The organism is Azospirillum agricola, assembly GCF_020005195.1.
Lineage (GTDB): Bacteria > Pseudomonadota > Alphaproteobacteria > Azospirillales > Azospirillaceae > Azospirillum > Azospirillum agricola.
Genome location: NZ_JAIFZR010000005.1, coordinates 2,085,416 through 2,111,930 on the forward strand (window position 1 = coordinate 2,085,416; position 26,515 = coordinate 2,111,930).

Sequence of the window (26,515 nt, forward strand, 5' to 3'; positions counted from 1 at the left end):
GGATTTCCCGTGAAGGCGGGCGGGGGAGGACAGTATGCCGCAGGGACGGGAGGCGGCGAACCGCATCCCGGAGCCGCCGGGATGCCGGCGACGGATCAGCGGATGGTGACGACGACCGAGTTGACGCCCATCTTCGCCTTCAACTGACCGGCGGCGCGCTTGGCCGCCTCGGCGTCGGCGTAGCCGCCGACACGCACCGCGCGCCAGGATTGGTTGGCCTGGTCGGTCCATTCCAGCGTGTAGGCCGGAAAGCCGCCGCCTTGAAGGCGGCGGGTCAGGCTCTCGGCGTTCTCCGCGACCTTGAAGGTGCCGATCTGCACCGCGTAGCGCCCGCCGGGGGTCGCGGGCGTCGGGGACGCGCCGGCCGGCCGGGGGGGAGCGGCGGCGGCCGGCTTCGATCCGGCGGTCCTGGCTTCCGCCGGCTTGGCCTCGGCGGGCTTGGCTGGAGCCCGCTTCGCCTCGCGCGGCTCCTTCGGCGGGGCCAGCATGGCCTGGAGTTCGCCGGGGTCGGCGGCCTTCGGTGCCACGGGCGGAGGCGGGGCGGCGGGCTCGGCCACGGAGGCCGCGGCTTGCGGAGCGGGGGCGGGCGGCGACGTTTCGGGGGCTCTGGCGACCGCAGCCGGACGCGACGTCGACGCGGTCGGCGGAAGGGCCGGCGGTTCCGGAACCCGCAGCGCCGGCGGCGGGGTGAGCGGAGCGGCGACCGCCGGTGGCGGCGGAGGCGCGTTGGACGGCAGCGCGGCGGCGGGAGCCGGGGCGCGGGCGATCATGGATTCGGGTGCCGGCTGGGCCGGGCTGGCCGGTGGCGGGGCGCGGGTGATGGCCGGGGCCGGCGGCACCAGCGCGGCGGTCGCCGTGTCGGCGGGCGGAGCATCGCCGCCCGGATCCAGCATCACCACGGCGACGCCGATGCCGGCGGCGGCGAGCAGGGCGGCGGCGATCTTGCCCAGCGGCAGGCCGCGGGACGGCTGCGCGTCCTCGTCATCCTCGTCGAGTTCGGCGACGTCGATGGGGTCGGCCTTCAAATCCTCGTTCAACGCGCGCAGGAGCTTGGCGATATCCTCGCTCTCCGGATTCGGCGCGTTTCCGGGCTTGTCGGCGGCCTTCATTTGATCCTTGAACGTCACGGCGAGCGGAACATCCCGAAAGAGGCAGGGGGAACCCCGCCGACCGCGCGGACGCGGGCTGCCGGATTACCCCTCCTTTTTATCGTATTTCCCGGCGCGATCAAACCATTGCGCGAACGCAACCGGTGAGAAAGAAGGGACCTCAGCCCTGGTGCGGCTTGGTCGGGTCCGTCGCCGGGGCCTGGGCGGGCTTGACGTGGGCCGGGTCGAGCGCCGCCGGCTGCTGCGGGGCGGTGGCGGATGCCGCCGGAGACACCGTCGGGGGCGGCTGGGTAGCGGCGACCGGAGGGGGCGGGGCGGGCGTCTCGTCCTCGTCCTTCATGCCGGCCTTGAAGGCCTTCACGCCCTTGGCGATGTCGCCCATCACCGAAGGCAGCTTGCCGGCGCCGAACAGGAGCAGGACGATCACCAGGACGATGATCCAATGCCAGATGCTGAAACTGCCCATGAGCGTGAGAACCTCTGTGGTCGGGTCGGATGGAACGATGGAGGTAGGGCGACGCCCCTATGTGAGGGTGTCGGCCGGAGCGGACAAGGGGGCGGGCGGCAGGATGGGCGAAGACGGGGCGGTCACGCGGCCGGGCCGCTTTCCGCCGGCCCTTCCGGAACCTGGTGACGCATGATGAGCGGCGCCTGGAAGGCGCTGAACAGCAGCGTCAGCGGCATGATGCCGAAGACCTTGAAGTTCACCCAGGCGTCGGTGCTCATGCTGCGCCAGACGATTTCGTTGATCACCGCCAGCAGCAGGAAGAACCACGCCCAGCGGATGCCCAGCGTCCGCCAACCCTCGTCCGTCATCGCCAGCACGGTGCCGAGCAGCCGCTTCAGCACGTTGCGGCGCATCAGGTGGGCGACGAACAGCACGGTGGCGAACAGCAGGTTGACCAGGGTCGGCTTGATCTTGATGAACAGGTCGTCCTGGAGCCACAGGGTCAGCCCGCCGAACAGCAGCACGAAGCCGGCGCCGACCACCGGCATGATCGGCACCCTGCGCTCCAGGTGCCACGACACCGCCACGGCGATGGAGATGGCGACCATGAACACCGCGGTGCCGGTCATGATGCCGGCCTGCGAGTTTGCGATGAAGAAGGCGGCGAGCGGGCCGGCCTCGATGGCGAGACGGGTGAACTGGTTCATTCCACTGACATAGCCCGAACCGCGCCGTCGTGAAAGGGGCGAAAGCGGGCGGGCCGTGGACTTCGTGTGGTCGCGTATCCGGGGCCTTTTCTTCCACCCGTTGCTCGTCTACCCCTTTCGGGCTCGTCCGGACGGGCGAGGTGGACCGGCAGGGGAGGCGGCGATGGAAGCGACCGAGGTCAAGGATCTGATCGACGAATCACACGAGCGGGAACGCCGGCGGCATGGTGGCGGCCAGGATGGCGACCAACATGGCGGCCATGAGGGCGGCAGCGGGGTGAAGACCTCGACGGCCATCTACATCGCGGTGCTGGCGGCGGCGCTCGCCATCGTCAGCGTCGCCGGTTCCAACGCCGGCAAGGAGCTGATGGCCAACGCCATCGAGGCCTCGGACGGCTACGCCTATTATCAGGCCAAGACGCAGCGCCAGATCAGCCTGCGGCTGGCCGCCGACCAGCTGGATCTGCTCGGCGCCGGGATGCCGGCCGAGGCGAAGGAACAGGCGCTGAAGCGCGCCGCCGAATACCGCCTGTCCGCCGACCGGATGGAGACCGACGACGGCAAGAACAGCCGCAAGGATCTGCTGGCGAAGGCCAAGGCGGCGGAGGATCGGCGCGACCACGCCGCCGCCCAGGATCCCTACTTCGACTTCGCCGAAGGGCTCTTGCAGCTGGCGATCGTGCTGGCCTCGGTCTTCGCCATCACGAACATGGGCCTGATCCTGTGGGCCAGCCGGGGACTGGCGCTGGTCGGGATGGTGCTGGCGGTGGATGGCATGACCTTGGCTGTGCCGCTGCCCTTTATGTGAAATCCATTTCAATCCAATGACGATAGCATCTGGAGATACGCCGTGTGGACCGCTTCCGGAGCGATGAAAATCCTAGGTTTTTTGGTAATTGTAGCCTTCTCGATCGATCAATCCTTGGATTCGGTTTCTGCAATTGGCGTGTATTTGCAGGCTGTTGGTGCCTATCTGCTCTTTGCCGAATCCAACAATGACCATGTTCTTCTGATTGAGAACTTCCGAAATTTGACGGATCGGGAAGGTTTGACGGTGACGGAGCGTTGGGCCTTTCTGGGGCTTCTTGCCTTTGTTCTGATCGTGGCGGTTGTCAGTTCCATGACGTACAGAACGCCTGCTTCGGACTCCGCCGTGAAAATCTGGGTGTTTCGCGTGATTGCGATTTCCTCTGTCGTCATGTGCTACGTGATTTATCTTTGTGCATATAAGAAATTAAAGAAATTCATGTATGATGTTCAGATGAGGATAAGTAGAGATCAAAATGATATATTGGAATCTGGGGGCGCGGTCAACGGCAATAGAACCCGTGCTGAATTTCGCCGGGTGGGGTTTGCATTTATTTTGTGCGGCGCTTGTTTTCAGATTTTCTCATCGATCATCATGAGTTTTTCAAAACCAATTGCTTTTGTTGTTGAGCGCGCTGTGGAGAGAATTGCTTCCCTCATTTCGTAAAGAGGGATATCCCCCCGCCGGTCCCGAGTGGCCATTCTCCGGGACACGCGCGGGGGCGATTTTGACCGTGTGATAGAAGCGGAGGGATGAAGGAAGAGCGGAGCGGCATGCCGGCGTTACTGGAACGCCGCCTCCGCCAGGCTGCGCAGCTTGCGGGAATGCAGGGTTTCCATGCCGTGCTCGCGCAGCAGTTCCATGGCCAGCACGCCGATCTTGAGATGCTGGTCGACCCGCTCGCGGTAGAAGCGGTCGGCCATGCCGGGCAGCTTCAACTGGCCATGCATCGGCTTGTCCGACACGCAGAGCAGCGTGCCGTAGGGAACGCGGAAGCGGAACCCGTTGGCGGCGATGGTGGCGCTCTCCATGTCCAGCGCGATGGCGCGGCTCTGGCTGAAGCGCATCAGCGGTTCGCGGTGGTCGCGCAGTTCCCAGTTGCGGTTGTCGATGGTCGCCACGGTGCCGGTGCGCATGATGCTCTTCAGGTCGTAGCCGGACAGGCCGGTGACCCGCTCGACGGCCGTCTCAAGGGCGCGCTGCACCTCGGCCAGCGCCGGGACCGGCACCCACAGCGGCAGATCGGCGTCGAGCACATGGTCCTCGCGGACATAGCCATGGGCCAGCACGTAGTCGCCCAGCCGCTGGGTGTGGCGCAGCCCGGCGCAATGGCCCAGCATCAGCCAGGCGTGCGGGCGCAGCACGGCGATGTGGTCGGTGATGGTCTTGGCGTTGGACGGGCCGACACCGATGTTGACCAGCGTGATGCCGTTGCCGTCCGCCCGCGTCAGGTGGTAGGCCGGCATCTGCGGCATGCGCGCCAGCTTCACGCCGCCGCCGTCCTCGATCGAATAATCGAGGTTGCGGTTCCATGTGACGAGGTCGCCGGGTTCGACGAAGCTGTCATACTGGCGCCGGTAGGCGGCGAGATCGGGATCATCGGTCGGCTCCATGATCTCGCGCGACAGGCGGACGAACTCGTCGACGTAGAACTGGTAGTTGGTGAACAGGACGAAGTTCTGGAAGCTCTCCGGCGCCGTCGCCGTGTAGTGGCGCAGCCGGTGCAGCGAGAAATCGACGCGCGGCCCGGTGAACAGTGCCAGCGGCTTCACCGCGTCGGGGCCGGAATCGCCGGTGCCGTTGACGATGGTGTCGTCCATCCGGGCGAGGTCGGGCAGGTCGAACAGGTCGGGCAGCCGGGTCAGCCGGTCGGGCGGCAGGTCGCCTTCCACATACATGCCCTGGGGAAAGGCGAAATGGATGGGGATCGCCTCCTCGCTGACGCCGACCTCCAGCGGGACGCCGTGGTTGCGCAGCAGCAGCGAGAACTGCTCCAGCAGGTAGCGCTCGAACAGGTCCGGCCGCGTCACCGTGGTGGCGTGGGTGCCGGTGCCCTCGACGAAGCCGTAGGCCAGCCGAGTGTCGACCACCGCGCCCGAATGGGTGGTCAGCCGGACATAGGGATAATAAGCCCGGTTGCGGCCGCCGCTCTCGTCGCCCTGGGTGTAGGCGGCGAAGCGCTGCCGCAGATAGGCGGTGTTGCGCTCGTAGATGTCGCGCACACAGGCCAGGGCGGCTTTGGCATCGGTGAAGCGCCCGGCCGAACCGGGCTGGAGCGGGGCTGTATCGGTCATGGAATCACACATGGCATGCGAACGACCCGGTTGAAAGGGCCATTTTGCATCCAGGCATGACGAGGGGCGCGGAAGAGGGCGGGAACGCCGCCCTCAGTTCGTTTCCAGCCCCATCAACGACTTGGCGAAGGCGTCGGCGTCGAAGGGCCGAAGGTCGTAGACTCCCTCGCCGACGCCGATGGCGTGGACCGGCAGCTTGAACTTCTCGGCCAGCGAGACCAGCACGCCGCCGCGCGCCGAGCCGTCCAGCTTGGTCAGGATCAGCCCGTTGACGCTGACCATGTCGCGGAAGATCTCGACCTGCGAATGGGCGTTCTGGCCGGTGGTGGCGTCGAGCGTCAGCAGGGTGGTGTGGGGGGCGGTCTCGTCCACCTTCTTGATGACGCGGACGATCTTGCGCAGCTCGTCCATCAGCCCGGACTTGTTCTGGAGCCGGCCGGCGGTGTCGATCAGCAGCACGTCGACGCCCTCGGCCCGCGCGCGCTCCACCGCGTCGTAGGCCAGCCCGGCGGCGTCGGCCCCGGTCTCGCGGGCGACGACCGGGCAGCCGGTGCGCTCGCCCCAGATCTTGAGCTGGCTGACGGCGGCCGCGCGGAAGGTGTCGCCGGCGGCCAGCATGACGCTCTTGCCCTCGGCGCGGAACTGGCGGGCCAGCTTGCCGATGGTGGTGGTCTTGCCGGTGCCGTTGACTCCGACGACCAGGATGACGTGCGGTTTCAGCGCCGGGTCGAGGACCAGCGGCTTGGCGACCGGGCCGACGATCTTCGCCACCTCGGCGGCGAGCGTGGTCCTGACCTCCTCCGACGTGACCTCCTTGCCGAAGCGGGTGCGGGCCAGCTCCGCCGTGACCTTGGCGGCGGTGACCGGGCCGAGGTCGGCGGTGATCAGCAGCTCCTCCAGCTCCTCCAGCGCCTCGTCGTCGAGCTTGCGCTTGGTGAAGATGCCGGTGATGCCGTCGGTTAGCTTGGAGGAGGACTTGGCCAGGCCTTCCTTCAGGCGGGAGAACCAGCCCTTCCTGGTCGGCGGCGCCTCCTCCAGCGAGGGAAGCGGTTCCGGAACGAACCGGGGCTCCGCCGGCTGAGGCTCGGGCGGCGCCTCGAACGCGGCGACCGGTTCGGCAACGGGCTCGGGAGCCGGTTCAGGGGGCGGCGGGGCAACCGGCTCGGCGGCCGGCTGCGGCTCTGGCGCGACCGGAGGCTCCGGCTCCGGCTCCGGCTCCGGCGCGGGCGGCGGCGGGGCGGTCTCCTCGGCCTTCGGCGCGGTACCGGTCAGGCGGGCGAACCAGCCCGGCTTGGCCTGAGGCGCCTCCTCCCGCGCCGGAGCGGGTGCCGGCTCCACCGCCTGCGGGGCAGGGGGCTCGATGGCCGGTGCTTCCGGTTCCGATTCCGGCGCGGGGGGCGCCGTTTCCAATTCTGGGGAGGCGGGAGGCGGAACCGGCGCCTCGTCCTGGCGGGCTTCCTCTTCGGGCTTCTTGCGGCCGAACCAACGCAGGATCATGGGATGTCCGATGTCTTAAAGGGGGGTGCCGACGGGCGTGCCGACAAGCTTGCCATCGGCCACGCCGGTGATCGCGGCGCGGACCAGCGAACCGGGGGGAAGAACCGTGCCCAGACGGATTTCGGCGAAATGCTCGGTGCGGCCGAGATCGTCCTTCTCGACCAGCACCGACGCGGTGCCGCCGACCAGCGAGGCCAGCTTGCGGGCCTCGGCCGCGGCGCCGACGGCGCGCAGGCGGGCGGCGCGCTCCTTGCGGACGGCGCCGTCGACCTGCGGCATGCGGGCGGCCGGGGTGCCGGGGCGCGGGCTGTAGGGGAAGACGTGCAGCCAGGTCAGGCCGCACTCCTCGACCAGCCGCAGGGTGTTCTCGAACATCTCCTCGGTCTCGGTCGGGAAACCGGCGATGAAGTCGGCGCCGAACACGACGTCGGGGCGGACCGAGCGCACGCGCTCGCAGAAGGCGACGGCGTCGGCGCGGCCGTGGCGGCGCTTCATCCGCTTCAGGATCATGTCGTCGCCGGCCTGGAGCGACAGATGCAGGTGCGGCATCAGGCGCGGCTCGGTCTCGATCAGGCGCCAGAGATCCTCGTCCATCTCGATGCAGTCGAGCGACGACAGGCGCAGGCGCGGCAGGTCGGGCACCAGCGCCAGCAGGCGGCGCACCATCTGGCCCAGCGTCGGCGAGCCCGGCAGATCGGGGCCGAAGCTGGTGATGTCGACGCCCGACAGCACGACCTCGTTGTAGCCGGCCTTGACCAGTGCCTGGACCTGCTCGACGATTCCCCCGATCGGCACGGAGCGCGAAGGCCCGCGCCCGTAGGGGATGATGCAGAAGGTGCAGCGATGGTCGCAGCCCTGCTGGACCTGAACGAAGGCGCGGGCGCGGTCCTCGAAGCCGCCGATCAGGTGGCCGGCGGTCTCCTTGACCGACATGATGTCGTTGACCAGCACCTTCTCGGCCGGGGCGAGGCCCCAGCTTTCCGGTTGCAGCTTCTCCTGGTTGCCGAGCACTTGGTCGACCTCGGGCATCGCGGCGAAGCGCTGCGGGTCGATCTGGGCGGCGCAGCCGGTGACGACGATGCGCGCGCCGGGCCGTTCGCGCCGCAGCTTGCGGATGGTCTGGCGGGCCTGCCGCTCGGCCTCGGAGGTGACGGCGCAGGTGTTGACGATGACGACGTCGTCCAGCCCGGCGTTGCGGGCGTGGTTGCGCATCACCTCGGATTCGTAGGTGTTGAGCCGGCAGCCGAAGGTGACGATCTCGGGTCCGGCGGCCCCCCCGTCCATCATGGCCGTGTCCGCTGCGTCGGTCATTCCGCGACCAGTTCGGGCGACAGCCGCCCGCTGAAGGCGACGGCCACCGGGCCGGTCATCAGGACGCGGTCGTCGTCCGTCCATTCGATGGTCAGGGTGCCGCCGTCGAGGATGATGTCGGCCTTGCGCCCGGTCAGGCCGCGCCGCGCCGCCGCGACCAGCGTCGCGCAGGAGCCGGTGCCGCAGGCCTGGGTGATGCCGGCGCCGCGCTCCCACACCCGCATGCGGATGGATGTGGGCGACAGCACTTGGGCGAACTCGATGTTGGCGCGCTCGGGGAAGGCTGGGTGGTGCTCCAGCGCCGGGCCGACCTCGGCCAGCGGCACCGCCTCGGCGTCGTCGACGAAGAAGACGGCGTGCGGGTTGCCCATGTTGACGGCGACGGGGGCCGCGAAGCCGCCATGCTCCACCGCCTCGACCCGCAGGGTGTCGGTCGGCCCGGCCAGCGGGATCGCCGCCCAGTCGAGCCGGGGCGGGCCCATGTCGACGGTGATGCGGCCGTTGTCGGCGCGCGACGCGTGCAGCAGGCCTGCGGCGGTCTCGAAGGAGGCGCGGTCGCTACCGGCTTCCTCCATCAGCAGCCAGCCGATGCAGCGCGAGGCGTTGCCGCAGGCGCCCGACTCCGTCCCGTCGGCGTTGTGGATGCGCATGAACCCGGCGGCGCCTGGAAGCCGCGACGGTTCCAGCACGATGAACTGGTCGCAGCCCACGCCGGTCTTGCGGTCGGAAATGGCGCGCACCTCGGCCGCGGCCGGGCGGTACGGCGTGGAGCGGGCGTCGATCACGACGAAGTCGTTGCCGAGCCCGTGCATCTTCAGGAATTCGCGGGTCATGGTCGCCGTTATATGGCGAGAGGACCACGCAAGTCCATAAGGCGGGCGCGCAGACCAGATGCGATCGCGCGCGCTTCGCTGGTCTCCCGGCTCGTCCCCTCGGGCGTCCCCTCAGGCGTCCTTGAACACCAGATGCTTGGAGGCCGCGAAGTTGAACAGCATGCCAGCCAGCGAGCCGGCGGCGACGGCCAGCACGGGATGCGCCTCGACCATCGCGACGTTGGCCTCCAGCCCGACCGAGACGGCGTAGTTCACCGCCCCGCCGACGGCGTTGGCGGCGATGAATTTGGCCCATTGCCGGTGCAGCGGCTCGTCGGCCGCGCCACGGAAGGTGAAGGCGCGGTTCAGCGCCCAGGTCGTCGTCGCGGCGGCGAGGAAGGAGGGGACGCGGGCGGCGAAGAACTCCAGCCCGAGCGCCAGCCCGCCGTAGAGCACGGCGGTGTCGACGAGCAGCCCGACCACCCCGACCGCGCCGAACTTGCCGAACTGCACCGCCAGCCGCCCGAGCGGGCCGTCCAGAAGAGCCTTCACCGGCTTGCTCCCCGGCGCGCTCACGGGCGACCGCCGGCCAGCGGCGGGTGGTTGCCCGGCGCCGGGATGGCGAGGTAGCGCAACCGCTTCATCTCCCGCCGCCCGTGGGTGACGGTGTCGAGGATCAGCCCGCAGGTCAGGCTGAGGAAGCCCAGCAGCATCAGCCCGGTGGACAGCAGGGCGGTGGGGAAGCGCGGCACCAGCCCGGTCTGCATGTAGGTCGCCAGCACCGGCCAGGCGAGGATCAGGGCCGCCGCCGCCAGCGCCGTGAAGATGGCGAAGAAGAAGGGCAGGGGGCGCTCCTCCTTCACCAGGATCAGGATGGTCTTCAGGATGCGGACGCCGTCGCGGATGGTGTTGAGCTTGCTGTGCGAGCCGGGCGGCCGGTCCTTGTAGGGAGTCTTGATCTCGGCGATCGGCATGCGCAGCTCCAGCGCGTGGACGGTCAGCTCGGTCTCGGTCTCGAAGCCGCTGGCCAGCGCCGGGAAGGACTTCACGAAGCGCCGCGAGAACACCCGGTAGCCCGACAGCATGTCGCCGATGCGGTTGCCGAAGATGTTGGCGACCATGCCGGTCAGCAGCAGGTTGCCGAACCGGTGGCCGGGCCGGTAGGCGGCGACGATGTCGGTCACCCGCGCGCCGTTGACCATGTCGAGCTGGTCCTCCCACAGCCGCTTGACCAGCAGCGGGGCGGAGGGGGCGTGGTAGGTGTCGTCGCCGTCGACCAGCACATAGACGTCGGCCTCGATGTCCGAGAACATCCGGCGCATGACGTTGCCCTTGCCCTGAAGCGGCTCGTGGCGGACGACGGCGCCGGCGGCGCGCGCCACCTCGACCGTGCGGTCCGACGAGTTGTTGTCGTAGACATAGACCGTCGCGTCCGGCAGCGCCGCGCGGAAGTCGCGCACCACCGAGGCGATGGCCGCCTCCTCGTTGTAGCAGGGGATCAGCACGGCCACCGCCGGCGTGGCCGCGGTGCTGGCGGCCGTGTCGGTGACGGGGCGGTCCAAGGTCGTGACGGTCATGGGCGTGTGCTTTGCGCGTGTGGCGATGTGTGGATAAACAGCACAAAGCCGAGGCTTATTCCATCGCCGCGCGTTCGACCGCGCACAGGTTCAGGGTTTCCCCCAGATTGTTGGGAACCGGCCGGCAGGAGGCGGTGTCCAGCCGCAGCCCGAGCAGCGCCGCCGCCTTCGCCGCACCCGGCGTGTCGGGAATGGTGCTGAGCATCAGATACGGGCCGCGATGGGCGGCGACCTTGTCCTTGAGGATGGCGAGATAGCCGTTGCCGACGGAATCCGGCTGAAGGAAGTTCGACTGGATGCGGACGAAGGGCATGCGCGGCGGAAAGGACGGGATGACGTGGGCGATCGCCCAGTAGCCGGCCATCAGCACCATCGTGTCGTCGGGATCGGCGATCGGCGGCACCTCGGCCGTCACCCAGCGGTCGGCCCAGGCGACCCGGCCCCAGTCGGCCGGCTGGACGGTCAGTTGCAATGCGGCCAGCAGCGCGGCGGCCAGCCCGACGCGCAGCCGCCGGGCCAGCGGCAGCAGCCCGACCGCCATGACCAGCGCCAGCGGGGCCAGCATCTCCACCGGCACGAGGTAGCGGTAGATGCAGAACATGACCACCCACAGCGCGTAGGTGACCGTCAGCGCGACCAGCAGGAAGCACGTCGCCGGGGCTTGGGTCAGCCAGTCCCGCGGGCGGGAGCGCGTCGCCAGGGCGGCGACGGCCCCGAGCGGCACCAGCACGAACAGCGCCAGCACCCGTGCGTCGAACCACGGCACCTCGCCCACCGTCAGCGGCTGGAACGTGAAGACGAAGGGGAAGAGGATCCGCGCGATCCTCGACGGCGGGAAGAAGCTGACGTTCACATAGTCGGAGATGGCGGCGAAGGGCGACTTGAAGACATGGTTCATGTGCGGGAAGACCGGGTTCCCATACTCGATCCACAGATGCGCCATCCAGAAGCCGCCGGCCAGCGCCAGCCCGCCCAGCACGCCGATGCCGAAGAAGAAGGCCAGCCACAGCCGCCGCCACGGCCGCGCCGGCAGCGCCAGGAAGGCGAGGCAGAGCCCGACCGCGTAGATCACCGTCGGGTTCTTGGCTCCCATCGCCGTCCCGGCCATCAGCCCGGCGAGCGCCACCCGCCCGAAGGAGGACAGCGCCGGCCCGTCGAGCAGATTTCCTCCGGTGCCGGCTGGCGCCGCCGGCAATCCCCGCGCGATCACGACCAGCGCGCCCAGCACGCCGAGGCTGACGAGGTTGTCGTGGAAGGTCGTGCCGATCAGGCCCAGCGTGCCGCCGCCCAGCCCCCCCATCACGGCCAGCGCCATGGCGGCGAGGATCCGCTGCCGCTCCGACCCGCCCCGCAGGCAGGCCGCCGCCAGCAGGAACAGCAGCGACAGGTTGACGCCCTGGATGCCGCCCCACACGAATCCCGCCACCCGCGCCGGCAGCCGGTCGGCCAGCAGGACGAAGGGCAGGTCGAGCAGCGGATTGTAGAAGGTCGGCATCTGCGCCGGCAGCAGGTCGAAGCCGATCCGCCCGGTCAGCAGCGCGTGGCCGTTGTACCAATGGTAGTTCCGCAGGTCCCAGTTGGCGTCCATGCCGAACGCCAGCGTCAGCGCGCCGTAGGCCGGCGGGGCGAGGAGCAGGAACAGCCACCCCAGGCGGCGGGCGCGGTCATCGGAAGCGGGGGGCGTCGACATGAAGGGCGGCCATGGCTGCGGCGGGATGGCCCCTTGGTAGGGGAGCCGGCCCGCCGCGGCAAGCGCCCAGCGGCCCGCCCGGATCCGGCTTGCGCAAACCCCTGTGTCCGCGCAACAATCCTGCGTTTTGGCGTGTTTCCGCTTGCCGTTTCGCTCTTTCCGCGTGGCGGGAAAGGCAAGCTTCCTCTGGCAAAGGCCGGTGGGGTCTGCTATTCACCGACACTCCGCATGCGCAACGCTTGCGCCTTCTTGCGCGACAGGATTTCTGGCGATGGAAAAGTTTACGGTTCTCTCCGGCGTCGCGGCGCCACTGCCGATGATCAACATCGACACCGACATGATCATCCCCAAGCAGTTCCTGAAGACCATCAAGCGGACGGGGCTCGGCAAGCACCTGTTCGACGAGATGCGCTACACCCCCGATGGTGGTGAGATCGCCGATTTCGTCCTGAACAAGCCGGCCTACCGCGGCGCCAAGATTCTGGTCGCGGGCGAGAATTTCGGCTGCGGCTCCTCGCGCGAGCACGCGCCGTGGGCGCTGGCCGATTTCGGCATCCGCTGCATCATCGCGCCCAGCTTCGCCGACATCTTCTACAACAACTGTTTCAAGAACGGCATCCTGCCGATCAAGCTGCCGAAGGAGCAGGTCGACCTGCTGCTCGACGACGCGTCGCGCGGGTCCAACGCCGTGGTCACGGTCGATCTGGAGAACCAGACCATCACCGGCCCCGACGGCGGCAGCATCACCTTCGAACTCGACCCGTTCCGCAAGCATTGCCTGCTGAACGGCCTGGACGACATCGGCCTGACCCTCCAGCAGGTTGGCACCATCGACTCGTTCGAGGCCAAGCGCCGCGTCGAGCAGCCCTGGCTGGCGGCCTGATCCGTTCCGCCCGGTCCGTTTCCGTCTGTTTTCCGCCTGTCTTTTCGACGTCTGTATTTGGGAGTGCGTGCGCCATGCCCGCCAACAAGAAGCTTCTGTTCCTCCCCGGTGACGGCATCGGTCCGGAGGTCATGCGCCAGGTCCGCCGTGTCATCGACTGGCTGGACCGCAAGCGCGGGATCACCTTCGACGTCTCGGAAGGTCTGGTCGGCGGCGCCGCCATCGACGCCTACGGCGTCCCCCTCAACGACGCGACGCTGGCCGAGGCGCTGGCGTCCGACGCGGTGCTGCTGGGCGCCGTCGGCGGCCCGAAGTGGGACAACCCGACCGACTACACCAAGCGTCCGGAAGCCGGACTGCTGGCGCTCCGCAAGGAGCTGGGGCTGTTCGCCAACCTGCGCCCGGCCGTCGTGTTCGACGCGCTGGTCGACGCCTCGACCCTGAAGGCCGACGTCATCCGCGGGCTCGACATCCTGATCGTGCGCGAGCTGACCGGCGGCGTCTATTTCGGTGAGCCGCGCGGCATCACCGACATCGGCGACGGCGAGCGCCGCGGCGTCAACACCCAGGTCTACACGACCTCGGAGATCCGCCGCGTCGCCCGCGTGGCGTTCGAGCTGGCGCGCAAGCGCTCCAACAAGCTCCACTCGATGGAGAAGGCGAACGTCATGGAATCCGGGCTGCTGTGGCGCCAGGAAGTGACCAAGCTGCACCAGGAGGAGTTCTCCGACGTCGAGCTGCACCACATGTACGCCGACAACGGCGCCATGCAGCTGCTGAAGAACCCCAAGCAGTTCGACGTGATCGTCACCGACAACCTGTTCGGCGACATCCTGTCGGACGAGGCGGCGATGATGACCGGCTCGCTCGGCATGCTGCCGTCGGCCTCGCTGGGCGCGCCCGACGCCAACGGCAACCGCAAGGCGCTGTACGAGCCGGTGCACGGCTCCGCGCCGGACATCGCCGGCCGCGACCTCGCCAACCCCTGCGCGACCCTGCTGTCCTTCGCAATGTGCCTGCGCTACTCGTTCGGCCTGGACACCGAGGCCGGCCTGATCGAGAAGGCCATCCAGAACGTGCTGGGCGGCGGCATGCGCACCGCCGACATCATGGCGCCGGGCATGGCCCGCTGCTCCACGACCGTCATGGGCGACTCGATCCTGCGCGAGCTGGACAAGGCCGCCGCCGTCTGATCGGCAGGACCGACCTCTTCCGCGAGGCGTGAGGAAGCCCCCGCCCCCAATTGGGGGCGGGGGCTTCTTCGTGGCCGCTTCTCAGGATCGCGGGAACGCCGACTCAATCGGCGCCGTCCGGGCGGTCCGCCGTGCGTCCGCCGTGGCTTGCCTGCCCGCCCTTGCGGCCGGCTTCCGCCGCCAGCGAGGGGTTGCGCGAAAAGCTGCGCGAGGAAGCGGGGACGCTGCGCCCGCCCTTGCGCCCGGCTTCCGCCGCCAGTTCCGGATTCTTGGAAAAGCTGCGCTTGCCCGCCGGAACGCTTTCACCGCCCTTGCTGGCGATCTGGCGTTGCCGATCCGGATCCATCGACGCGAAACCGCGACCCGATGTGCGACCATTCTCTTTCGAGGCCATTGTCCAACCTCCACCTTTGCCTTGATGCGACAACCGGGCGGAGAGGAGGTTGGTTCCAGTCCAGACGCAGAATCTCGAATCGCGCGTGAAAAAGCCGCGCCCGGCGTCAACCGTCAGCCCGCGCCCTCCAGCGCGGCGATGGCCTCGCCCAGCGCGACCAGCCGGCGGGCGTTCTCGACATGCAGATTCTCCACCAGCTTGCCGTCGAGCAGGATGACGCCCTTGCCCTGGGCCGCCGCCTCGGCGTGGGCGGCGATCATGCGCCGGGCCTGGGCGATCTCGTCGGCGTCGGGGGCGAAGGCGGCGTTGCAGGCGGCGATCGTCTTCGGATGGATCAGCGTCTTGCCGTCGAAGCCAAGCTCGCGGCCCTGCCGGCAGGAGAAGGCGAAGCCCTCGTCGTCGTTGAGGTCGAGATGCACGCCGTCCAGCACGGCCAGCCCGTGGGCCCGCGCCGCCAGCAGGCACAGCCCCAGGCTGGTGATCATGGGCAGCCGGTCGCGCGTGTGGGCGGCGTGCAGATCCTTGGCGAGGTCCGACGTGCCGAGCACCAGCCCGCCCAGCGCGGGCGACGCCCCGGCGATCTCCCGCGCGTTCAGCATGCCGAGCGGTGTCTCCATCATGCACCAGATCAGCAGGCTTTCCGGAGCCCCGGCGGCGCGCAGCACCGCCTCGGCCTGCCGGACGCCGTCGGCGCTCTCGACCTTGGGCAGCAGGACGGCGTCGGCGCCGCAGGTCGCGGCCATGCGCAGATCCTCGAAGCCCCAGGGGGTGTTCAGCCCGTTGGTGCGGACGATCAACTCGCGCCCGCCATAGCCGCCGGCGGCGATGGCCTGCCGGATGGTGTCGCGCGCCGTGGCCTTGGCGTCCGGGGCGACGGCGTCCTCCAGGTCGAGGATCAGGCCGTCGGCCGGCAGGCCGCGCCCCTTTTCCAGGGCGCGGGCGTTCGAGCCCGGCATGTAGAGCACGCTGCGGCGCGGGCGGACGGTCATGGCCATGGCGGTTTCCAAAACAGATGGTGGGCGGGACGCGGGCGCGCGCCGGGATTAGGTCTTGTCGCCGATGAAATGGCAATGTGGGAAATCGAGGAAGTCGTAGCGATGGACGCGCAGGGCCTCGCGCCGCCGCATCCAGTCGAAGACGGCGTAATGGGCCGTCTGGTCCAGCATCCAGTAAGCCTCGCTCCGGTCCAGGAAATGCGCGATGTAGGCGGCAACGAGCGCGAGGTAGCGGGCGCTGCCGGCGGTGTTGTTGTAGTAGTTGAAGCAGACGGTGACCTCGCGGGCGGGCCCCCGCCGGCGCGGGTCGAACAGCAGGCCGAGATCCTGGCCGACCAGATCGCTCTTCAGGCGCCGCAGGTCCGCCGTGACGGTGGCGTCCACGTCGATCACGATCATCGGGCGGTCCAGGCGCCGCTGCCACTGCATGGTGCGGATGAAGCGGGCGGCGGCGTAATAGCTGAACCGCTTGATGTCGGGCCAGCCCGCCGTGTCCGGCCGCTCGCAGGAGCTGCCGAAGACCAGGCGCGGGTCGTTGCGCCACTCCTCCAGGCTCCGCAAGGTGTCGGCCGACGGCGACATCACATGGGCGACGACGGTCGCTCCCGGCATCCGTTGCGCCAGGGATTCCAGAAGCGTCGGGGCGAAGCGCCGGTAATAGACGTCGTCGCAGGAGAACATCACGAAGGGTTCCGGCGTGCCCGCCTCCGGCGCCCAAATGACCTCCTGCGGCGCCATGCGCGCGAGCGCCTTCTCGATCGGCGGCAGCGCCGCGAAGAAGGCGTCGTCCGCCCGCAGCATGGCCCACAGGCCCAGCTCATGCTCGCGGGCGATCTCCTGCGGCGTGAAGCGGCGCTGGAAGCGGCGGTTGAGCCAGCAGGCGAGATCCAGACGCTCGCGGCGGTAGACGTGGAACCCGATCACCGAGGCGGCGGCGACATCCTTTGGGTGGCGGCGCAGACGGTTCCAGGCGGTCCGCGCTCCGGCGGCCAGCACCGCGTCGGTGGCCTGCCCGACCTGAACCAGGGTCGCCACGGCGGCGACCAGCAACCATTCGGATTCCTCGTCGCCGGGATGGACGGCGAGCGCCCGGCCGAACGCCGCGATGGCCTCCTCGACCAGCGCGCGGTCGATCGCGAAGGGCTTGCCGGGGCGCATCTCCATGGCGCCGCTGCGGTCGAGCAGCGCGCGCGCCAGCAGCCTGTTGGCGACCGGGTCGGTCCGGTCCAGCGCCAGGGCGTTGCGCGCGGCGGCCTCCGTGGCCGCCACCTCGCCGACCGCGGACAGGGCCAGGGCGGCGGCGCTGTGCAGGCGGGCGTCCGTTTCCGCGGCCTTCGCCATCGCGGCCAGCCGGACGGCCTTGTCGAGACGCTCCCCCCATTGGTCGCGCAGCAGCGCCAGATTGGTGGCGGCATCGGCGCGTTGCGGATCGATGACCAGGGCGTGGCCGTAGCCGCGGGCGGCGGCGGCGGCCCGGCCGCGCTGCTTCTCGGCGTTTGCCAGATTGAACCAGGATCCGAGGTGCAGCGGGTCCAGCGCCAGTGCCCGGTGCAGGTAGAGGATGGCGTCCGCGCCCCGGCTGGCGGTGCGCAGGGCGGCGGCGAGGTTGCTGTAGGCGGCCACCGCCGTCGGATCGAGGCGGATCAGGTGCCGGAACAGATCGACGGCCTCGCCATGACGCCCGGTCTGCGAGAGCAGCATGCCGAGAAGCTGAAGCAGCTTGCGGTTGTCCGGCGTCCGGTCGAGAAGCGTCCGGTAGACCGGTTCGGCGTCGGCGTAGCGGCCGGCTTGGTGGTGGCGGATGGCCGTGTCGAGGGTGGGGTCCATGGGGCGATCATACCCCCAAAGCGTTGCGTCACCAACCGGAGCCGCGCGTGGTGGCGGTGCGCGTGCGGGAGCGCGTCCCGTCCCGGAGCATGGCAGCCATGCGGCCTCCTACCCGCGAGTCGCGCGAAACGTCGGCTTTACCGCCCGCCGACGCTCGCATAGGCTTTTCGGATGAAGACCGTCCTGACCATCCAATCGCACGTCGCCTACGGCTATGTCGGCAACCGTGCCGCCGTGTTTCCGTTGCAGCGGCTGGGAATCGACGCCGTCGCGGTGAACACCGTCCAGTTCTCCAACCACACCGGCTACGGCGCCTGGACCGGGCAGGTCTTCACGGCGGAGCACATCGCCGACGTGATCGACGGCATCGCCGCGCGCGACGCCCTGCCGCGCTGCGACGCGGTGCTGTCCGGCTACATGGGCGACGTCGGGCTCGGTCAGGTGATCGTCGAGACGGCGGCGCGGGTCAAGGCGGCCAACCCCAGGGCGGTCTATTGTTGCGACCCGGTGATGGGGGACGTCGGGCGCGGCTTCTTCGTGCGTCCCGGCCTGCCGGAATTCATCAAGGCCCACGCGGTCCCCGCCGCCGACCTGATGACGCCGAACCAGTTCGAGCTGGAGTATCTGACCGACCGCGGCGTCGCGACGCTGGAGGACGCGCTGGCCGCCACGGCGGCGCTGCGGGCCCGCGGCCCGCGCCTGGTCCTGGTCACCAGCCTGACCCGGAGCGAGGCGCCCGCCGGCAGCATCGAGATGCTGGTGGACGGCGCCGACGGCGCCTGGCTGGTGGCGACGCCGCGTCTGGCGCTCGACCCCGCGCCCAACGGCTCGGGCGACGCGGTGGCGGCCCTGTTCCTCGCCCACTACCTGAAGGGCTTCGACCCGGCCGAGGCGCTGGAGCAGGCGGCGGCGGCCATCTACGCGATCTTCGAGACGACCGGCCGGCTGGGCACGCGCGAGTTGCAACTGATCGCCGCCCAGGATGATTTCGTGAGCCCGCCCCGGCGATTCACGGCAACCCGCCTGCGCTGAGGCACGGCGCGCGGCCGGGATCGGTGGCGGTGGTGCCTAGGGGGCCCGACTAGGGGGCCCGACTAGGGGGCCGACGCCGCTCGCGGCAGGGATGTCACGTCGCCCAGCACGCGGCTGGCGGGCAGCCGGACCGTCATGCTGGTGCCGATGCCGACGAGGCTGCGGCAGGTCAGCGACCCGCCATGCAGGTCGATCAGGCTCTTGGAGATCGACAGTCCCAGCCCGGTTCCCTCGAAGCGGCGGTTCGCCGCGTTCTCGGCCTGCCGGAAGGGCTGGAACAGCTCCGGCATGAAATCCTCCGGGATGCCGATGCCGGTGTCGGTCACCGTCAACTGGAACCCGCCGCCCTCGTCGGGGCCGGTGGCGATGGTGACGCTACCGCCGCGCGGCGTGAATTTCACTGCGTTCGACAGCAGGTTCAGGATCACCTGCTTGAAGGCCCGGCGGTCGACCCACAGGGTGGCGACGGCCGCCGCCGCCTGGTTGCGCAACTCCACCCCGCCGCCGGCGGCGCGGTCGCGCACCATCATCAGGCACTGGGCCAGCGCCTCGTGGCTTTCGACCGGCTCCTCGCTGAGCTCGAGCTGGCCGGCCTCGACCTTCGACATGTCGAGCACGGCGTTGACGATCTCCAGCAGATGCTCGCCGCTGTCGTGGATGTCCTTCACGCAGGCCTGCTGCCGGTCGCCGAGCGTGCCGAAGAAGCCGCTGGCCAGGATCTCCGCGAAGCCGATGATGGCGTTCAGCGGCGTGCGCAGCTCGTGGCTCATGTTCGCCAGGAACTCGCTCTTGGCGCGGTTGGCCAGTTCGGCCTGGGTCTTGGAGGCCATCAGTTCGGCCTCCTGCTGCTTGCGGCGGGCCATGTCGCGGATCACGCCGACGAAGACCCGCGGGGCCTCGGCGGCCTGGGCGGGGCCGCCCAGCCGCAGCTCGCTGACGGTGAAGCCGACCGGGAAGGCGTGGCCGTCGCGGCGCAACGCCGTCAGGTCGCGGTCGTTGGCGCCGTCGCGGCCGCCGGGGATCAGCGCTTCGATCGGCTGGCCGATCATGGCGCGCTCGGGCACGCCGAACATGGTTTCGGCGGCGCGGTTGAAGGTGGCGATGCGGCCGTCCTCGTCGAAGGTCACCACCGCGTCCAGCATCGAATCGAGGATGCCGCGGATGCGGCGCGAGGCGGCGGCCAGACGGGCCTGGTCCTGCTCGCGCCGGGCGTGCTGGCTGACGACGAAGGCGGTCAGCAGGGCGATGGCCAGGGTCATGGCGGCGCCGATGGCGGTCCAGGCCGCCGTGTCGCGCCGCCACTCGGCGAGCACGTCGTCGCGTGGCAAGGCCGCCGCGACGAGGAAGGGATAACCCTGCATCCGCCGCACGCTGATCAGGCTGTCCCGCCCGTCGGGGGCGGCGGCGCGCAGCGTCGCCTCGTCGCGCCCATCCAGCGCATGGGCGACGGCAGGCCAGTCGGACAGCCGGGCCAGCGGGGCATGACGATCCGGCCGGGGGCGCTCCAGCAGCACCGGCCCGTCGGCCAGCGCCAGGAGAACGCTGCCCTTGCGGTCGATGCGCATGGATTCCAGCGTCGCCGCCAGCCGCGACGGATCGACCAGAGCGGCGATGACACCGCCGAAAGGGTCTCCGCCGCCGGTGGAGCCGGCCGGCGCGGTCCAGCGGCGGCTGAACGGGATGACCTGGGTGCCCGGCTTCACCCGGCTCTTGATCGGCGGACCGGCGTACAGCCCGCCCTCCGGTCCGCCGGGTCGCCCCATGGCGTCCGGTCGGTCGCGCTGGACCGTGAAATAGGCGCGGTCGTCCAGCGGAAAGGCTGGAAGCGGCACGTCAGCGGAATGGTGCAGGGCGATTCCGTCGGGTCCGATCACCACCAGATCGGCGACCTGGGAAAAGGCGTCGCGGCGCTGGCGCAGATGCTCGTGGATCGCCGGGCTGGCGCGGGTCCGCCCCTCCGGATGGGTGTCGAGCGCGAAGGACAGGTCGGCGAGAAGCTGGTCCACGGCGAAGACGGTGCGCAGGGCCTGCGCCTCCAGCATGCGGGCGAGATCGCGGGTGGCGCGCTCCCCGGCGTCGAGCGCCTCGGCGCGGCCCTGGAGGATGCCGTAGCCGATCAGCCCGTTGACCACCAGGATGAAGGACAGCCCCGACGCCATCATCAGGTAGCGGACCGATCCGAGCACACCGCCTGCGGCACCCGGCGGGGCGGCGGGCGTGCGATCTCGGCTGTCGTCGGGACCGGAGGCGTCCATGGGGGGAGGCTTCCTCGGGGTTGCGGACTGGCGGGTGGAGGGCGGGGCTCTCATTAACGGAGCAGGAACCGTAAGGAAAGCTTAACCGTATCCGGGAAAGAGCGCGGCCCCGCGGCATCCTCCGGTCCTGCCGGACGCGGCTGCATTCCTGCCGGTCGTCCGCCGGACGTTGCCCCGCGTTCCGGCATCCGTTAGGTAGGGACGTCCTTTCAGCCGAGACCCACGCGATTTTCCCATGACCGATGGACCGCTCCCGCTCTACCGCGCCCGTCGCGGCACGGGCACGCTTCGCCCCGATCCCGATCAGGAACTGGCCGCCGAGAAGTTCCAGAGCCTGTATCAGGCGCTGAAGGGCTACCAGCCGCAGCCGGCGGGAGAGGCCAGGGCGTCGTCAGGCGGCTGGCTGGAGCGGTTCGGCCTCGGCCGCCGCCGCGCCGCGCCGTCACCCGAGATCGCGACCACGGCGCCGCAGGGGCTCTACCTGTATGGCGGGGTTGGGCGCGGCAAATCCATGCTGATGGATCTGTTCTTCGACACCGCCCCGGTGGCGCAGAAGCGGCGCGTCCATTTCCATGAGTTCATGCTGGAGGTCCACCAGCGCATCCACGACCACCGCCAGTCCGGCAAGGTCAAGGCCGGCGGGGCCGACGACAGCCTGCCGGAACTGGCCCGCGCGCTGGCCGGCGAGGCGTGGCTGCTGTGCTTCGACGAGTTCCACGTCACCAACGTCGTCGACGCGATGATCCTCGGCCGGCTGTTCACCCACCTGTTCGAACTGGGCGTGGTGGTGGTGGCGACCTCGAACTGGCCGCCGGACATGCTCTACAAGGACGGCCTTCAGCGCGACCTGTTCCTGCCCTTCATCGCGCTGCTGAAGGAGAAGCTGGACGTGCTGTCGCTGGACGGCCCGACCGACTACCGGCTCGATCGGCTGAAGGGCATGCCGATCTACCACCACCCGCTGGGGCCGGACTCCGACCGCGTGATGAAGGAGACCTTCGCGACCCTGACCGGCGGCGCGCCCGGCGAGGCCACGCATCTGCTGGTGCAGGGGCGCCGGGTCGACATCGAGCGCGCGGCGAAGGGGGTTGCCTGGGTCTGCTTCTGGGACCTCTGCGGCAAGCCGTTCGGCGCCGCCGACTATCTGGCGATCGCGACGCACTTCCACACGCTGCTGATCGACGACGTTCCGACGATGAAGGATGATCTGCGCAACGAGGCCAAGCGCTTCATGACGCTGATCGATGCGCTCTACGAGCACAAGGTCAACATCGTGGTCGCCGCCGAGGGGCCGCCCGAGCGTCTCTATCCGGAAGGGACTCACGCCTTCGAATTCGAGCGGACCGTCAGCCGTCTGATGGAGATGCAGAGCGAGGACTACCTGAAAAGCCAGCATCTTCCGTAGAAATACAACTTTATGTAATGGTAACTTGGGCGCGCGCCCCTCATTGCGGGCGATCGATTCCGCTCTGGCGCGCGCAACATTCTTGACGCATTAACGACATTTGCACACCCCGGCGTCATGCTCCATAAACGGGGCGTTGCCGCTGGGAGCATCGGCTTTGCGCATTCTGATCGTTGACGATTCGCCGCATCACCAGAACATGATGGTGTACGAGCTGAACAAGCTCGGCTACAGCACCAGCGTGGCCCTCAATGGCGCCGAGGCCATCGAGGCGGTGGCGCGCGAGCGGTTCGACGTCGTCATGGCCGACATCCGCCTGAAGGACATGACCGGGCTGGAGCTGTGCTGGCATCTGCGCACCGCCCAGGGGCTGCGGCATCTCTATCTCATCCTGATGATCCCCGGCAGCATGACCGACCAGTTCCACGAGCTGGTCGAGGCCGGGGCCGACGAGTTCCTGCGCAAGCCGCTGGACTGGAAATGGACGGCGGCCCGCCTGCTCGCCGCCTCGCGCGTCGTCGCGATGCAGCGCGACCTGGAGCGTCTGGCGACCACCGACGCGCTGACCGGGGCGCTGAACCGCCGCCGTTTCCTGGAGCGCGGCGGCGAGGAGTTCCTGCGCTCGCGGCGCTACGAGCGGCCGCTGTCGGTGGTGATGCTCGACATCGACCATTTCAAGAAGGTCAACGACACCCATGGCCACGCCACCGGCGACGAGGCGATCCGCCTGACGGTGCGCTGCTGCAAGGTGGCCCTGCGCGACTGCGACCTGATCGGCCGGTTGGGTGGCGAGGAGTTCGCGGTGGTCATGCCGGAAACCCTGCCGGTCAACGCCTTCGCCGCCGCCCAGCGGGTGCGCGAGCGCATCGCCGCCGCCGCCCTGCCGCTGGAGGCCGGCGGCGAGCTGCGGATGACGGTCAGCATCGGGCTGGCCTGGATGATGCCGGCCGACCGCGACGTCGAGCAGCTTCTCGCCCGCGCCGACGCGGCGCTCTACCGCGCCAAGCATGGCGGCCGCAACCGGGTGGAGATGGAACCGCCGGTCCCGTTGAAATCGCGGGTCGGGTAGGGAAGGCTCGCAGCCTCGCCCTTACAGCCCCGCCGGAACCCGCCGCGTGTCCGCCGTGCGCGTCGTGCCCTGGTCGATGAGGGGTTGCAGCGCCGGGGCGATGCTCTTCAGCAATTGCGCGGGCAGGGCGCTGGTGAAGCGGTACTGGTCGGCCTCCGGGCCGTGGACGAAGGCGGTCATGGTGCCGAAGAAGCGGTCGCCGATGTAGAAGACGAAGGTCGCCGTCCGGTTCACCGCCTTGGATTCGATCAGCACCCCGCCCGGCCCGTAGCGGTCGAGCCGGTGGTCGCCGGTGCCGGTCTTGCCGCCCATTGGAATCGCGGCGCCGCTGGCGTCCTTGAACACCCCCCACACCCGCTTGGCGGTGCCGTTCTGCGCCACGTCCATCAGGGCGCGGCGCAGGACAGCGCAGACCTCCGGCCGCAGCACCCGCTTGTTCTCCAGGGGGCCGAGCCCGAGCTTGGCCTCGTAGGGCGTGCCTGCGGCGAAATGCAGCGACCGAACCCGCAACATCGGCTGGCGCACCCCGTCGTTCAGGATCAGCCCGACCAGTTCCGCCAGCGCCGCCGGGCGGTCGGCCGAGCTGCCGATCGCCGTCGCCAGCGACGGCACCAGCGTCTCGAACGGGTAGCCGACGCTGCGCCACTGCTCGGTGATGCGCTGGAAGGCCTCCTCCTCCAGCCCGATGCGGATGCGGGTGTTCTGCGCCGCCTGCCCCTTCTTGAACAGCCAGCGGTAGCTGTCCTGGCGCACCTGGGCGCTGGCCTCCAGCACCTCGGCGCGCTTGGCGTCGGGGTTCTTCTGGAGGTAGGACACCAGCCACAGCTCCAGCGGATGGACGCGGGCGAGGTAGCCGAGGTCGTTCAGCGGGAACTTGTCCGGCCCGTACTTGGTGTAGAGGCTGCCGATGGTCTGGTCGTCGAGCTTGGCGTTCGGCAGCCGCGCCCGCAGGAAGGCGGCGAACTCGGCCAGCCCGGCGTTGGGCCGCGTGTTGCGGAAGACCACCGCCAGCCGCAGCGGCACTGGGCGCGACCGGCTGGCCAGCCGGGCCAGCGCGTCGTCGGGTCCGCGCTTGCGGTAGTCGTTGTAGAAGCGGTTGAGGAAGTCGCTTCCCTCCTTGTCGGCGAAGCGGGCGAGATATTCCTGGCGGGCCGGATGGGACGGGTCGTGCAGGATGTCGATGCCGTCGTCGGCGCCTTCGGCCATGTGGAACTGGACGATGTCGCGCATCAGCCGGATGAAGGGCAGGTTGACGCTGTTCCGCAGCGCCTCCTGGAGGTTCATGATCCGGCCGTTGTCGTCCTTGTTGAAGTTCACGAAGCTGTGCTGGCCGCCGCCGGTGAAGAAAGTCTCGCCGGGGCTGGCGGAGTAGCGCCGTTCCATCGCCGCGTTCAGCATCGCCGGCAGGCCGCGGTCGGGCGTGGTCATCAGCCAGCCCACCGACCAGCGGGTCAAATTGTCCGACGCCTCCTCGCCGACGTCGGCGAGATACTCGCGCGGCAGATGGGCGTAGCGGCTGTGCAGCTCGGCGACGGTCTCCAGATAGGTGGTCAGCGTGCGCAGCTTGGCGGTGGAGCCGAGGTCGAGCTTCGCCCCCTCGTTGATGTCGAGCGGCTGGTCGAGGTTGTCGGCCTGGACGCGGAGATAGTTCGCCTCCGGACCGCGCTCGTAGAGGGTGACGGAATAGATCAGCTTCGACAGGTCGTTGTTGCGGGCGTCGAGCAGCCGCTCGCCGGTCAGCCCGAGCGACTGGGCGTAGGCCGGATCGTTCAGCTTGCCCAGCACCTCGACGACTCGCTGCTGGGTCGGGGCGTCGAGCGTGGTCTGCGCCGTCAGGTCGATGCGGTCGAGCTGGTAGAGGCTGGGCACGTTCAGCATCGACAGCAGCCGGGCGCGGATGGCGTTGGTCGCCTTCTGCTCGACGAAGGAGGTCGCCGGGGGCGGCGGCAGCTCGTCGGCGAAGCTGAGGGGCAGGGCGAGGGCGGCGTCGCGCAGCGGCTCGTCGATCACGCCGGCCTGGGCCAGCACCCGCAGGTGGCTGTCGGCCAGCCGGTCGAGCGCGGCGCGGTCCTGGATCAGATAGTGGGACGGCCGCCGCTGGGCCAGCAGCAGGGCCAGAACCTGCTTGTAGGCCAACGCCTTGAGCTGGAGGGAGCGGGCGTCGGTCGCGGGTTCGCTCAATACGCGCTCGGCGATCGACAGGTCGGTGCCGAACCACGCCCACAGCCCGTCGCCAAGCCCGTTCACCTCGCCGAAGCCCGGCCGTGCGGTCAGCGGCGTCGAGTTCAGGTAATCGACCAGGATGCGCTGGCGGGTCAGGGTGGTGTCCTCGCCGTCGCGGTAGGCGCGGACGCTGGCGGACGCCATCTGGCGCAGCTTCTCCAGCCCGCTGCTGGTCTGGCCGTCGGGGGAATGGCGGTACTTCTCGATCTGCGTCGCCAGCGTCGAGCCGCCGGGCGAGCGCGACCCCGGCCGCAGCAGCTGCACCGGCAGCATGGCGACGGCGCCGGCGAAGCGGTCCCACTCCACCGCCGGGTTGCGGCGCGGCTCGTCCTCGTTCAGAAGCTCGCGGTTCTCGATGAACAGCAGGGTGTCGGCAACCAGCTTCGGGACATCCTCGAAACGGGCGAAGACCCGCTCCGGGTAGCGCGCCGAATGCATGATATGGCCGTTGCGGTCGAGCAGGGTCAGCCCGGCCTGGGTCTTCTCCCGGTAGATCGGGAAGCCGCCGCCGGCCATGAAGCGGTCGAGCGCCGGGGACAGGACCGCCTGGAATTCGATGCTGTAGAGGTCGCCGGTCAGCGCCTTGAGCTGGTCGGGCAGGGCGGTGTAGCCGAACCGCTCGTTGTAGGGGCCCTGGGTCGGGTAGCGGGCGGCCGGGTTGGGGCCCTCCTTGACGGCGACGTCCATCGACTGGGCGAAGGGGGCGAGCAGCCGTGCCTGGAGTCGCGAGCTGCGCATCTCCTCGCGCGCCGCGATTCCGACTCCGGCGGCGGTCGCCAGCAAGGCCGCCGCCAGCGCCGTCCGCCGCACCCAGGTCCGCGCGCCTGCCTGCGCCATGCCGTTTCCGCACCCTCCGCTGTCCGGGGCGGGCCGCCACGGGCCCGGCCGAGATGTGGGGGGACGCTAGTCGAATGTTGGTAAAAACAGGTTAACGGCCGACCGTTGCCGGGGACGGGTACCGTGAAAATCGGCACCCGTTGCCCGGA

22 protein-coding genes are annotated in these 26,515 nt (G+C 69.6%); 7 read left to right on the plus strand and 15 right to left on the minus strand.

The genetic code is table 11. The features are described from left to right. Positions 1-95: 95 nt before the first annotated feature. The 3 genes from JN22_RS24865 to JN22_RS24875 form a co-directional block, all read right to left on the minus strand. Entirely contained in the window at positions 96-1,127 is a 1,032-nt protein-coding gene (locus tag JN22_RS24865) for an SPOR domain-containing protein (protein WP_223677876.1), read from the minus strand. Positions 1,128-1,269: 142 nt separating this feature from the next. After that, the gene (locus JN22_RS24870) at positions 1,270-1,575 is read right to left on the minus strand and encodes a twin-arginine translocase TatA/TatE family subunit (protein WP_085556443.1); all 306 of its coding nucleotides are present in this window, start codon (positions 1,573-1,575) and stop codon (positions 1,270-1,272) included. Between the two features lie 122 nt (positions 1,576-1,697). Then, complete coding sequence (locus JN22_RS24875; RefSeq protein WP_085556444.1) at positions 1,698-2,264, minus strand: septation protein A; 567 nt, start codon at positions 2,262-2,264, stop codon at positions 1,698-1,700. A 163-nt stretch (positions 2,265-2,427) separates the two neighbouring features. Here JN22_RS24875 and JN22_RS24880 point away from each other — a divergent pair, with 163 nt between their 5' ends. Both JN22_RS24880 and JN22_RS24885 read left to right on the plus strand, forming a co-directional pair. After that, on the plus strand, positions 2,428-3,072 hold the full coding sequence (locus JN22_RS24880) for a DUF4337 domain-containing protein (protein ID WP_085556445.1): 645 nt from the start codon (positions 2,428-2,430) through the stop codon (positions 3,070-3,072). 42 nt (positions 3,073-3,114) lie between these two features. Further along, on the plus strand, positions 3,115-3,738 hold the full coding sequence (locus tag JN22_RS24885; protein ID WP_143268403.1) for a hypothetical protein: 624 nt from the start codon (positions 3,115-3,117) through the stop codon (positions 3,736-3,738). Between the two features lie 116 nt (positions 3,739-3,854). Here JN22_RS24885 and JN22_RS24890 read toward each other — a convergent pair whose 3' ends face one another. From JN22_RS24890 to JN22_RS24920, 7 genes are all read right to left on the minus strand, one after another. Beyond that, entirely contained in the window at positions 3,855-5,366 is a 1,512-nt protein-coding gene (locus tag JN22_RS24890) for an AMP nucleosidase (RefSeq protein WP_085556446.1), read from the minus strand. 93 nt (positions 5,367-5,459) lie between these two features. Further along, a complete protein-coding gene (gene ftsY / locus JN22_RS24895) occupies positions 5,460-6,863 on the minus strand; it encodes a signal recognition particle-docking protein FtsY (RefSeq protein ID WP_085556447.1) in 1,404 nt (467 codons plus the stop codon). Positions 6,864-6,878: 15 nt separating this feature from the next. Continuing rightward, a complete protein-coding gene (gene mtaB / locus JN22_RS24900; RefSeq protein ID WP_085556448.1) occupies positions 6,879-8,174 on the minus strand; it encodes a tRNA (N(6)-L-threonylcarbamoyladenosine(37)-C(2))-methylthiotransferase MtaB in 1,296 nt (431 codons plus the stop codon). Then, positions 8,171-9,007 carry a diaminopimelate epimerase gene (gene dapF, locus JN22_RS24905; RefSeq protein WP_085556449.1) on the minus strand — a complete coding sequence of 279 codons (837 nt, stop codon included), beginning with the start codon at positions 9,005-9,007 and terminating at the stop codon, positions 8,171-8,173. The genes mtaB and dapF overlap by 4 nt, the downstream gene beginning before the upstream one ends. 111 nt (positions 9,008-9,118) lie before the next feature. Next, positions 9,119-9,538: a GtrA family protein gene (locus tag JN22_RS24910; RefSeq protein WP_143268404.1), complete on the minus strand. Its 420-nt coding sequence runs from the start codon at positions 9,536-9,538 to the stop codon at positions 9,119-9,121. A 20-nt stretch (positions 9,539-9,558) separates the two neighbouring features. Continuing rightward, on the minus strand, positions 9,559-10,563 hold the full coding sequence (locus JN22_RS24915; protein ID WP_085556451.1) for a glycosyltransferase family 2 protein: 1,005 nt from the start codon (positions 10,561-10,563) through the stop codon (positions 9,559-9,561). Positions 10,564-10,618: 55 nt separating this feature from the next. Next, positions 10,619-12,253 (minus strand): hypothetical protein, encoded by a 1,635-nt coding sequence (locus JN22_RS24920; protein WP_085556452.1) that lies wholly within the window; start codon positions 12,251-12,253, stop codon positions 10,619-10,621. A gap of 271 nt (positions 12,254-12,524) precedes the next feature. On the opposite strand from JN22_RS24920, the gene leuD reads away from it, so the two are divergent. Further along, a complete protein-coding gene (gene leuD, locus JN22_RS24925; protein ID WP_085556453.1) occupies positions 12,525-13,136 on the plus strand; it encodes a 3-isopropylmalate dehydratase small subunit in 612 nt (203 codons plus the stop codon). A gap of 74 nt (positions 13,137-13,210) precedes the next feature. Continuing rightward, positions 13,211-14,329, plus strand: coding sequence for a 3-isopropylmalate dehydrogenase (gene leuB, locus JN22_RS24930; protein WP_085556454.1), 1,119 nt, complete (start codon positions 13,211-13,213; stop codon positions 14,327-14,329). 103 nt (positions 14,330-14,432) lie between these two features. Here the strand turns inward: leuB and JN22_RS24935 are convergent, their stop codons facing one another. From JN22_RS24935 to JN22_RS24945, 3 genes are all read right to left on the minus strand, one after another. After that, positions 14,433-14,723 carry a con-10 family general stress protein gene (locus tag JN22_RS24935; protein ID WP_085556455.1) on the minus strand — a complete coding sequence of 97 codons (291 nt, stop codon included), beginning with the start codon at positions 14,721-14,723 and terminating at the stop codon, positions 14,433-14,435. Positions 14,724-14,836: 113 nt separating this feature from the next. Further along, positions 14,837-15,718: an HpcH/HpaI aldolase/citrate lyase family protein gene (locus JN22_RS24940; protein ID WP_085556456.1), complete on the minus strand. Its 882-nt coding sequence runs from the start codon at positions 15,716-15,718 to the stop codon at positions 14,837-14,839. A 48-nt stretch (positions 15,719-15,766) separates the two neighbouring features. Further along, positions 15,767-17,545, minus strand: a complete 1,779-nt coding sequence (locus JN22_RS24945) for a tetratricopeptide repeat protein (RefSeq protein WP_085556457.1) — start codon at positions 17,543-17,545, stop codon at positions 15,767-15,769. Between the two features lie 171 nt (positions 17,546-17,716). Between JN22_RS24945 and pdxY the strand changes: the two genes are divergently transcribed. Further along, positions 17,717-18,577, plus strand: a complete 861-nt coding sequence (gene pdxY / locus JN22_RS24950; RefSeq protein WP_085556458.1) for a pyridoxal kinase PdxY — start codon at positions 17,717-17,719, stop codon at positions 18,575-18,577. A 62-nt stretch (positions 18,578-18,639) separates the two neighbouring features. Here the strand turns inward: pdxY and JN22_RS24955 are convergent, their stop codons facing one another. Further along, on the minus strand, positions 18,640-20,832 hold the full coding sequence (locus JN22_RS24955) for a sensor histidine kinase (RefSeq protein WP_085556459.1): 2,193 nt from the start codon (positions 20,830-20,832) through the stop codon (positions 18,640-18,642). Between the two features lie 235 nt (positions 20,833-21,067). On the opposite strand from JN22_RS24955, the gene zapE reads away from it, so the two are divergent. Beyond that, positions 21,068-22,237, plus strand: a complete 1,170-nt coding sequence (gene zapE / locus JN22_RS24960; protein ID WP_085556460.1) for a cell division protein ZapE — start codon at positions 21,068-21,070, stop codon at positions 22,235-22,237. A 157-nt stretch (positions 22,238-22,394) separates the two neighbouring features. After that, positions 22,395-23,306 carry a GGDEF domain-containing protein gene (locus JN22_RS24965; RefSeq protein WP_085556461.1) on the plus strand — a complete coding sequence of 304 codons (912 nt, stop codon included), beginning with the start codon at positions 22,395-22,397 and terminating at the stop codon, positions 23,304-23,306. A 21-nt stretch (positions 23,307-23,327) separates the two neighbouring features. Here JN22_RS24965 and JN22_RS24970 read toward each other — a convergent pair whose 3' ends face one another. After that, entirely contained in the window at positions 23,328-26,366 is a 3,039-nt protein-coding gene (locus tag JN22_RS24970) for a transglycosylase domain-containing protein (RefSeq protein WP_085556462.1), read from the minus strand. Between the last annotated feature and the right edge of the window lie 149 nt (positions 26,367-26,515).